Source organism: Streptococcus sp. ALY_208 (assembly GCF_058314295.1).
Genome location: NZ_JBZFUI010000010.1, coordinates 18890 through 27056, shown reverse-complemented (window position 1 = coordinate 27056; position 8167 = coordinate 18890). Strand labels below are relative to the sequence as shown.

Genomic DNA, 8167 nt, shown 5'->3' with positions numbered 1-8167 from the left:
ACGGCGTGGGGGTTCAAGTCCCTTAACCCGCATCATAATAGGCCGGCTTAGCTCAGTTGGTAGAGCATCTGATTTGTAATCAGAGGGTCGCGTGTTCAAGTCATGTAGCCGGCATTTGCGAACGTAGTTCAGTGGTAGAACATCACCTTGCCAAGGTGGGGGTCGCGGGTTCGAATCCCGTCGTTCGCTTGAGGATTGGCCGGGGTGGCGGAACTGGCAGACGCACAGGACTTAAAATCCTGCGAAGGGTAACCTTCGTACCGGTTCGATTCCGGTTCTCGGCATTTCTAAGGGGCACCCTTAGCTCAACTGGATAGAGTACCTGACTACGAATCAGGCGGTTAGAGGTTCGACTCCTCTAGGGTGCATACATATACGGGAAGTAGCTCAGCTTGGTAGAGCACTTGGTTTGGGACCAAGGGGTCGCAGGTTCGAATCCTGTCTTCCCGATATGGCGGTGTAGCTCAGCTGGCTAGAGCGTCCGGTTCATACCCGGGAGGTCGGGGGTTCGATCCCCTTCGCCGCTATATATATTATGGATACTGGACCTTTAGCTCAACTGGTTAGAGCACTCGGCTCATAACCGAGCGGTCGTAGGTTCGAGTCCTACAAGGTCCATATTATAATATTTGGAGGATTACCCAAGTCTGGCTGAAGGGAACGGTCTTGAAAACCGTCAGGCGTGTAACAGCGTGCGTGGGTTCGAATCCCACATCCTCCTTTACTTATCGCGGGATGGAGCAGTTAGGTAGCTCGTCGGGCTCATAACCCGAAGGTCGTAGGTTCAAATCCTGCTCCCGCAATTATTATAGGTTGGCTCGGTAGCTCAGTTGGTAGAGCAATGGATTGAAGCTCCATGTGTCGGCGGTTCGATTCCGTCTCGCGCCATTTTTATTAAATGCGGGTGTAGTTTAGTGGTAAAACTACAGCCTTCCAAGCTGTTGTCGCGAGTTCGATTCTCGTCACCCGCTTTTATAATAATAAAGATTATTATATACTGAGCAGTAATGCTTGGGCGCATAGCTCAGCTGGTTAGAGCGCACGCCTGATAAGCGTGAGGTCGGTGGTTCGAGTCCACTTGTGCCCATATAATGGTCCGTTGGTCAAGGGGTTAAGACACCGCCTTTTCACGGCGGTAACACGGGTTCGAATCCCGTACGGACTATTTTGGAGAATTACTCAAGAGGCTGAAGAGGACGGTTTGCTAAATCGTTAGGTCGGGAAACTGACGCGGGGGTTCGAATCCCCCATTCTCCGTCTTTTAATATTAATTATTTGTATTTAAATGAATTGTAATACCCCTGTAATCAACAGGCTTTTTTTTTTGCTATAATAGAGTGGTCTTATATAAAGATGGGAGTAATAATCAAGTATGAAAAAACGTATTTTATCGACAGTACTACTTAGTGGGGTTGCATTAGCAACTACTGCGCATGTAAATGCAGATGACTATGATACTGCTATTGCCGGTCAAGATGCTATTATTAATAATCTATCTGCTCAGTCTGAAGCTGCTAGTGCCCAATCATTGCTTATTCAGGGGCAACAGTCAATCTTAGCTGGTCAAGGAGCTGAACTCCAAGCACAAAATGATACTTTGCAGGCTCAAGCAGGAACTTTGTCATCACAAATTCAAGGTTTGTCTGAAAAAATTGTTGCTAGGAATGAGTCAATTGAATCTCAAGCTCGTAATGCTCAGAAAAATAGTACTTCTTCAAATTATGTGAATACTATTTTGAATTCTAAATCTATTTCTGATGCGATTAGTCGAGTTGTTTCTATTCATGAAATTGTTTCTGCGAGCCAGGCACAATTAGCTGAACAAGAAGCTGACAAGACAATTCTTGAGGCTAAGCAAACTGCAAATCAGGCAGCAATTAATCAGGTTTCTGCAAGTCAAGCTGTTGTTGCTGCTAATCAAATTGAACTTGCTAATCAACAAGCTAACTTAGAGGCTGCACAGGCAGCATTAGCTACTGAAATTGCTAATGCTCAAGCTAGTAAAGAAGCTTTAGTTGCTGAAAAAGCTACTTCTGAGAGTGAGGCTGCTAGTGTTGCAGCATCACAATCAGAATCTGAAGCTATTGCTGCTTCAGAAGCTGCTGTTGCTCAATCAGAATCAGTGGCTGAGTCTGAGTCTGTTCAAGAAGATAAACAAGCAGCATCAACTGATGATTCTGCTACTGCTGAAACTTCAGCATCAGATGCTGCAAGTCAAGCACCAACTACTGCTAATTCACAAGCAGGTGAGCAACCTAAATCTGCGTCTCAAACTCAAGCTCCAGCTAGAAGTACTGCTACTGCAGCTGTAAGTAAGCCTGCTGCTCGAGTTCGTTCTGCCGTAGCAAGTGGTCCAAATACATATCCTGTAGGTCAATGTACTTGGGGTGTTAAGGCTCAACTTTCATGGGTTGGAAATAATTGGGGTAATGCTAATCAATGGGGTGCTAGTGCACAAGCCGCTGGTCACACTATAGGTTCTACTCCTCGTGAGGGTGCTATTGCTGTTTGGCCAAGTGATGGTGGAGGCTATGGTCACGTTGCGGTCGTTACTTCTGTTCAAAATGCTAATGCTATTCAGGTTAGTGAATCTAATTTCAATGGTAATATGTCTGTTGGTAATTATCGTGGAACTTTCAATCCATCTTCTGGATATTGGGGTTCAGTATATTATATCTACCAATAATAGAGTTAAGAAGAGAGCAAATTTGCTCTCTTTTTGTTATATGACTTTAAATTGAAAATATGGTAGAAAAACGGTAGAATATTAGTGGGAGAAATTTTTGGAGGAAGTCATGTCATTTAATAATCTGAAGTTGTTTGCTTTGTCATCAAATCAGGATCTGGCTGAGAAGGTTGCTGATTCTATTGGCATTCCTCTTGGTAGGGCTACTGTTCGTGAATTTTCTGATGGTGAGATTCAAGTTAATATTGAAGAATCTATCCGGGGCCATCATGTTTTTATATTACAGTCAACGAGTTCGCCTGTTAATAGTAATTTGATGGAAATTTTAATTATGGTGGATGCACTTAAGCGCGCTAGTGCTGAATCTGTTAGCGTGGTTATTCCTTACTATGGTTATGCTCGTCAGGATCGTAAAGCTCGTTCACGCGAGCCTATTACTTCAAAACTTGTAGCCAATATGCTTGAGGTTGCGGGTGTCGATCGCTTATTGACAGTTGACTTGCATGCTGCTCAAATTCAAGGTTTTTTTGATATTCCTGTCGATCATTTGATGGGAGCGCCGTTAATTGCAGATTATTTCCTTCGTCAAGGTTTTGAAGGGGAGGACGTGGTTGTGGTGAGTCCAGACCATGGTGGTGTGACCCGTGCACGTAAATTATCTCAATATCTCCGTACGCCGATTGCTATTATTGATAAGCGTCGTAGTGTTGATAAAATGAATACTAGTGAAGTTATGAATATTATCGGAAATGTTGAAGGTAAGATTTGTATTCTGATAGATGATATGATTGATACTGCTGGAACTATTTGTCACGCTGCGAATGCTTTAGCCGATGCTGGTGCTACAGAAGTGTATGCATCTTGTACACATCCTGTTTTATCTGGTCCAGCGCTTGATAATATTGAAAATTCTGCGATTAAAAAATTAGTTGTTTTGGATACTATTTCGATGTCGAAAGAGCGTCTGATTGATAAAATCGAGCAGATTTCTATTGCTGACTTGATTGCTGATGCTATTATTCGTATTCATGAAAAACGTCCACTTTCTCCATTATTTGAACTTGAAGTTGCAAGATAATTATTGATTTTATAGAGGGGGTTCTACCTCTTTTTCTTTTTATTTGAAATTGCTGTATAATAGAAGGTAACATCTTTGTGAGGTATAGACCATGGATTTAACAAAACGTTTTAATAAAAATCTGGATAAAATTGAAGTGTCTTTAATCCGTCAGTTTGATCAGTCAATTTCATCTGTTCCGGGTATTTTAAAGCTGACCTTGGGAGAACCTGATTTTACGACTCCGGATCATGTTAAGGAAGCAGCAAAGTCGGCTATTGATGCTAATCAGAGTCACTATACTGGTATGGCTGGTTTGTTGGAATTACGCCAGGCAGCAGCTGATTTTGTCAGAGAAAAGTATCATTTAACTTATAAACCAGAATCTGAGATTTTGGTAACTATTGGAGCGACTGAAGCACTTTCTGCAACTTTATCAGCTATTTTAGAGCCTGGTGATACGGTTTTGCTACCAGCTCCTGCTTATCCTGGTTATGAGCCTATTGTTAACCTTGTGGGCGCTAAAATTGTTGAAATTGATACGACAGCTAATGATTTTGTTTTAACGCCTGATCAGTTGGAGACAGCAATTATTGAGCAGGGGGATAAGCTTAAAGCGGTACTTTTGAATTATCCGACTAATCCTACTGGTGTCACTTATTCACGTGAGCAAATTAAGGCTTTCGCAGATGTTTTAAGGAAGTATAACATTTTTGTCATTAGCGATGAGGTTTACTCTGAGCTTACTTATACTGATGACAGTCATGTTTCTATTGGTGAATATCTTCATGACCAGTCGATTATTATTAATGGTTTATCTAAATCTCATGCTATGACAGGTTGGCGAATTGGTTTTATATTTGCACCTGAGTCAATAACTGCTCAATTAATTAAGAGCCATCAGTACTTGGTGACGGCAGCAACAACTAATGCTCAATTTGCTGCGATTGAAGCTCTTACGGCTGGGAAAAATGATGCTCTACTAATGAAAAAAGAATATATTAAGCGTCGTGATTATATTATTGATAAGATGGAGGAAATGAACTTCAAGATTATTAAACCTACTGGTGCTTTTTATATATTTGCAAAAATTCCAGTCTCTGCTGGTCAGGATTCTTTTAAATTTTTGAAAGTTTTTGCTCATCAAAAGGCTGTAGCTATGATTCCTGGTGTGGCTTTTGGCCAATATGGTGAGGGATATCTTCGTATATCTTATGCAGCTAGTATGGAAACCATTAAGGAAGCGATGAAGCGGCTCAAAGAGTATATGGAAGCCTATGCAGACTAAAGAATCACGAGGGATAGTCCTTTTTAATCGTAATTATCGTGAGGATGATAAGTTGGTTAAAATCTTTACGGAAGGGGCTGGTAAGCGGATGTTCTTTGTTAAGCATGTTAGTCGATCTAAGTTAGCTTCCGTGATACAACCCTTAACTGTTGCTGAGTTTATCATGAAAATTAATGATGACGGTCTATCCTATATTGATGATTATCGTGAGGTTGAGACTTTTAAATCGATTAATCAGGATATCTTTGTTTTGTCTTATGCGAGTTATATTGTATCTCTAGTAGATGTTGCTATTGCTGATGGGACTTATGATCCTCAACTCTTTGTCTTTTTATTGAAAACTTTGGAGCTGATGGAGCAAGGATTGGATTATGAGATACTAACTAATATTTTTGAATTACAAGTGCTTGATCGTTTTGGTGTTCAGCTTAATTTTCATGATTGTGTTTTTTGCCATCGTGTCGGTCAGCGGTTTGATTTTTCCTATCAATACTCTGGATTATTGTGTCCGGAGCATTATGATAGGGATGATAGAAGAAGTCACCTGGATCCTAATGTTCCTTATCTTTTAGATCGCTTTCAGTCAGTTTCTTTTGAGGAGTTACAAACGATTTCTATCCAGGATGGAATGAAAAAGAAGTTGCGATTATTTTTGGATGATATTTACGATAATTATGTTGGTATCCATTTGAAGTCTAAAAAATTCATTGATGATCTTGCTAAGTGGGGAGATATTATGAGATGATCTCAAAAAGTTAGTTAGGCATCTTTTGTTTTGAAACAGTGACTATAAATATGGCACTGTTTTTAAGTATATAATGGAGTTTGATTTTAATTTATGGTCAGGGTGCATTTGCAGGGGCATTATGCTATAATACATGAGCGAAATTTTTGATGTGATTAAGGAGGGTAGGTATGAGAACAATTGCTATTGATGCTATGGGTGGCGATAATGCCCCACAAGCTATCATAGAGGGTGTTAACAAGGCGTTAGAAGAGTTTCAAGATATTAAGGTGAGATTGTACGGGAATGAATCAAAAATCAATGAATACTTGACTGTTGATGAACGTGTTGAGGTGATTCATACAGATGAAAAGATTAATTCTGATGATGAGCCGGTTAGATCTATTCGAAAGAAAAAGCAGGCTTCTATGGTATTAGGTGCTCAAGCGGTCAGTGATCAAGAGGCAGATGCTTTGATTTCTGCTGGTAATACAGGTGCTCTTTTGGCAGCTGGTTTATTCGTTGTTGGGCGCATCAAGGGGATTGATCGTCCAGCTTTACTCTCTACATTGCCAACAATGGACGGTAAGGGATTTGATATGCTTGATTTAGGGGCGAATGCTGAGAATTCCGCTGCTCACCTGCATCAATATGCTATTTTAGGATCTTATTATGCAGAAGCTGTACGTGGCATTGAGCGTCCTCGTGTGGGTCTTTTAAATAATGGGACAGAAGCGACCAAGGGAGATCCTTTACGCAAGGAAGTTTTTGGTTTATTATCTGAAGAACCCTCAATTAATTTTATTGGGAATATTGAGGCGCGTGAGTTACTCAATGGGGTTGCTGATGTTGTAGTTGCTGATGGTTTTACAGGTAATGCAGTTTTGAAAACTATTGAGGGAACTGGTTTGTCTATTTTACAGACTCTCAAATCAGTTATTAAAGAAGGTGGCATCAAGACGAAACTTGGGGCTTTCTTGATGAAGGATAGTCTCTACAGTCTACGTGGTGTAATGGACTACTCTTCTGCTGGCGGTGCTGTTTTGATTGGTTTACAGGCACCTGTTGTCAAGTGTCATGGATCAAGTGATGCTAATGCAGTTTACTATACTATCAAGCAGGTGCGTAGTATGTTAAAAAATGATGTTGTTCCTAAAATTGTTGATGAATTTTCTAAATAGGTGAGGAGGAAAAATGACGCGACAAGAAATTTTTACGATTATTGGTCGGATGATTAAGGAACAAATGCATCAGGAGACTTTTGAAGTTAGTGAAGAAACTAATCTCAAGGATGAACTAGGCGTTGATTCTATAGATTTGATGGAGTTTGTTATTAATTTAGAGGATGAATTTTCACTTGAGATTCCAGATGATGATATTGAAGAAATTGTTAAACTTGGCGATATGCTAGATTATTTAGAAAATCGATTATAAATGAGAAAGAGCTTGGGACTGGGACAGGAGTTTCCAAGCTCTTTTTTGTTTTTAGTTTGGATGCTTTGGTAGAGTAGTGAATTATTGCTGTTAGTTTTTTGGACTATTGATTTATATTTTCTTTTTTACAATAAAAACCGAATGTTTTTAAAAAATAACATAATATTGTAAACGAATAATTGAAATTAATTATTCGTTGTGATAAACTTTGGTATAATAAAAAGTGAAAGGCGAACATTTTAGTGAAAAAAGAGTTGGTTTATACTGGTAAGGCTAAAGATATTTATACAACGGATGATGAGAATGAGATTGTGTCAGTTTATAAAGACCAGGCTACTATGTTAAATGGTGCTCGTAAGGAGACTATTGTAGGTAAAGGTGTACTAAACAATGCTATCTCATCTTTTATTTTTAGCCAGCTGAATCAAGCTGGTGTGGTAACCCATTTTATCAAGCAACTGTCGGAAACTGAACAGTTGAATAAAAAGGTAACGATTATTCCTTTAGAAGTTGTTCTTAGAAATGTCACTGCAGGCTCCTTTGCTAAGCGATTTGGTATAGATGAAGGTATTGTATTAGAGGAACCTATTGTTGAGTTTTATTATAAGAATGATGATCTCGATGATCCTTTTATCAATGATGAGCATGTCAAATTTTTGAAGATTGCTGATGATGAGGTGATTTCTTTTTTGAAGACGGAGACACGTCGCATCAATGAACTTTTAAGTGATTGGTTTAAGCAAATTGGTCTAACTTTGGTTGATTTCAAGTTAGAGTTTGGTTTTGATAAGGATGGCACAATCATTTTAGCTGATGAGTTTTCACCAGATAACTGTCGACTTTGGGATGACGAGGGACATCATATGGATAAGGATGTCTTTCGTCGAGATCTAGGAAATATTACTGATGTTTATCAGCTTGTTTGGGAAAAGTTGCAAACCTTGAAGTAGCAGGTCTAGCGGAGATATAAGGATTTTA

General features: G+C 39.6%; 7 protein-coding genes and 14 tRNA genes. All 21 read left to right on the top strand.

Going from position 1 to position 8167, the window contains the following annotated elements:
* The first annotated feature begins 41 nt into the window (after window positions 1-41).
* The 21 genes from AC4HAI_RS08795 to purC all read left to right on the top strand — a co-directional run bounded on the left by AC4HAI_RS08795 (window position 42) and on the right by purC (window position 8139).
* A tRNA-Thr gene (locus AC4HAI_RS08795) sits at window positions 42-114 on the top strand.
* A 3-nt stretch (window positions 115-117) separates the two neighbouring features.
* Window positions 118-189 (top strand) — tRNA-Gly (locus AC4HAI_RS08790).
* Window positions 190-198: 9 nt separating this feature from the next.
* Window positions 199-284: transfer RNA gene (locus AC4HAI_RS08785), tRNA-Leu, on the top strand.
* Window positions 285-294: 10 nt separating this feature from the next.
* A tRNA-Arg gene (locus tag AC4HAI_RS08780) sits at window positions 295-368 on the top strand.
* A gap of 8 nt (window positions 369-376) precedes the next feature.
* Window positions 377-450: transfer RNA gene (locus tag AC4HAI_RS08775), tRNA-Pro, on the top strand.
* 3 nt (window positions 451-453) lie between these two features.
* Window positions 454-527 (top strand) — tRNA-Met (locus AC4HAI_RS08770).
* 17 nt (window positions 528-544) lie between these two features.
* A tRNA-Ile gene (locus AC4HAI_RS08765) sits at window positions 545-618 on the top strand.
* A 13-nt stretch (window positions 619-631) separates the two neighbouring features.
* Window positions 632-721: transfer RNA gene (locus tag AC4HAI_RS08760), tRNA-Ser, on the top strand.
* 8 nt (window positions 722-729) lie between these two features.
* Window positions 730-803: transfer RNA gene (locus AC4HAI_RS08755), tRNA-Met, on the top strand.
* 12 nt (window positions 804-815) lie between these two features.
* Window positions 816-888: transfer RNA gene (locus AC4HAI_RS08750), tRNA-Phe, on the top strand.
* Between the two features lie 12 nt (window positions 889-900).
* Window positions 901-971, top strand: a tRNA-Gly gene (locus AC4HAI_RS08745).
* Between the two features lie 42 nt (window positions 972-1013).
* A tRNA-Ile gene (locus AC4HAI_RS08740) sits at window positions 1014-1087 on the top strand.
* 6 nt (window positions 1088-1093) lie between these two features.
* Window positions 1094-1165, top strand: a tRNA-Glu gene (locus tag AC4HAI_RS08735).
* A gap of 4 nt (window positions 1166-1169) precedes the next feature.
* Window positions 1170-1257, top strand: a tRNA-Ser gene (locus AC4HAI_RS08730).
* Between the two features lie 115 nt (window positions 1258-1372).
* Window positions 1373-2686, top strand: a complete 1314-nt coding sequence (locus AC4HAI_RS08725) for a CHAP domain-containing protein (RefSeq protein ID WP_491079753.1) — start codon at window positions 1373-1375, stop codon at window positions 2684-2686.
* A 109-nt stretch (window positions 2687-2795) separates the two neighbouring features.
* Complete coding sequence (locus AC4HAI_RS08720; protein ID WP_491079675.1) at window positions 2796-3764, top strand: ribose-phosphate diphosphokinase; 969 nt, start codon at window positions 2796-2798, stop codon at window positions 3762-3764.
* Between the two features lie 91 nt (window positions 3765-3855).
* Complete coding sequence (locus AC4HAI_RS08715; protein WP_491079674.1) at window positions 3856-5031, top strand: pyridoxal phosphate-dependent aminotransferase; 1176 nt, start codon at window positions 3856-3858, stop codon at window positions 5029-5031.
* Window positions 5021-5776, top strand: coding sequence for a DNA repair protein RecO (recO, locus tag AC4HAI_RS08710; RefSeq protein ID WP_491079673.1), 756 nt, complete (start codon window positions 5021-5023; stop codon window positions 5774-5776). Before AC4HAI_RS08715 ends, recO begins: the two co-directional genes overlap by 11 nt.
* A 170-nt stretch (window positions 5777-5946) precedes the next feature.
* Window positions 5947-6936, top strand: coding sequence for a phosphate acyltransferase PlsX (gene plsX, locus AC4HAI_RS08705; protein WP_491079672.1), 990 nt, complete (start codon window positions 5947-5949; stop codon window positions 6934-6936).
* A gap of 13 nt (window positions 6937-6949) precedes the next feature.
* Complete coding sequence (locus AC4HAI_RS08700; protein ID WP_491079671.1) at window positions 6950-7189, top strand: acyl carrier protein; 240 nt, start codon at window positions 6950-6952, stop codon at window positions 7187-7189.
* 242 nt (window positions 7190-7431) lie between these two features.
* Window positions 7432-8139, top strand: a complete 708-nt coding sequence (gene purC, locus AC4HAI_RS08695) for a phosphoribosylaminoimidazolesuccinocarboxamide synthase (protein ID WP_491079670.1) — start codon at window positions 7432-7434, stop codon at window positions 8137-8139.
* The last annotated feature ends 28 nt before the right edge of the window (window positions 8140-8167 follow it).

Bases quoted from the DNA above. Each gene is read 5' to 3' on its own strand.
- AC4HAI_RS08725 (WP_491079753.1), top strand. From the start codon at position 1,373: ATGAAAAAACGTATTTTATCGACAGTACTACTTAGTGGGGTTGCATTA.
- AC4HAI_RS08720 (WP_491079675.1), top strand. From the start codon at position 2,796: ATGTCATTTAATAATCTGAAGTTGTTTGCTTTGTCATCAAATCAGGAT.
- AC4HAI_RS08715 (WP_491079674.1), top strand. From the start codon at position 3,856: ATGGATTTAACAAAACGTTTTAATAAAAATCTGGATAAAATTGAAGTG.
- recO (WP_491079673.1), top strand. From the start codon at position 5,021: ATGCAGACTAAAGAATCACGAGGGATAGTCCTTTTTAATCGTAATTAT.
- plsX (WP_491079672.1), top strand. From the start codon at position 5,947: ATGAGAACAATTGCTATTGATGCTATGGGTGGCGATAATGCCCCACAA.
- AC4HAI_RS08700 (WP_491079671.1), top strand. From the start codon at position 6,950: ATGACGCGACAAGAAATTTTTACGATTATTGGTCGGATGATTAAGGAA.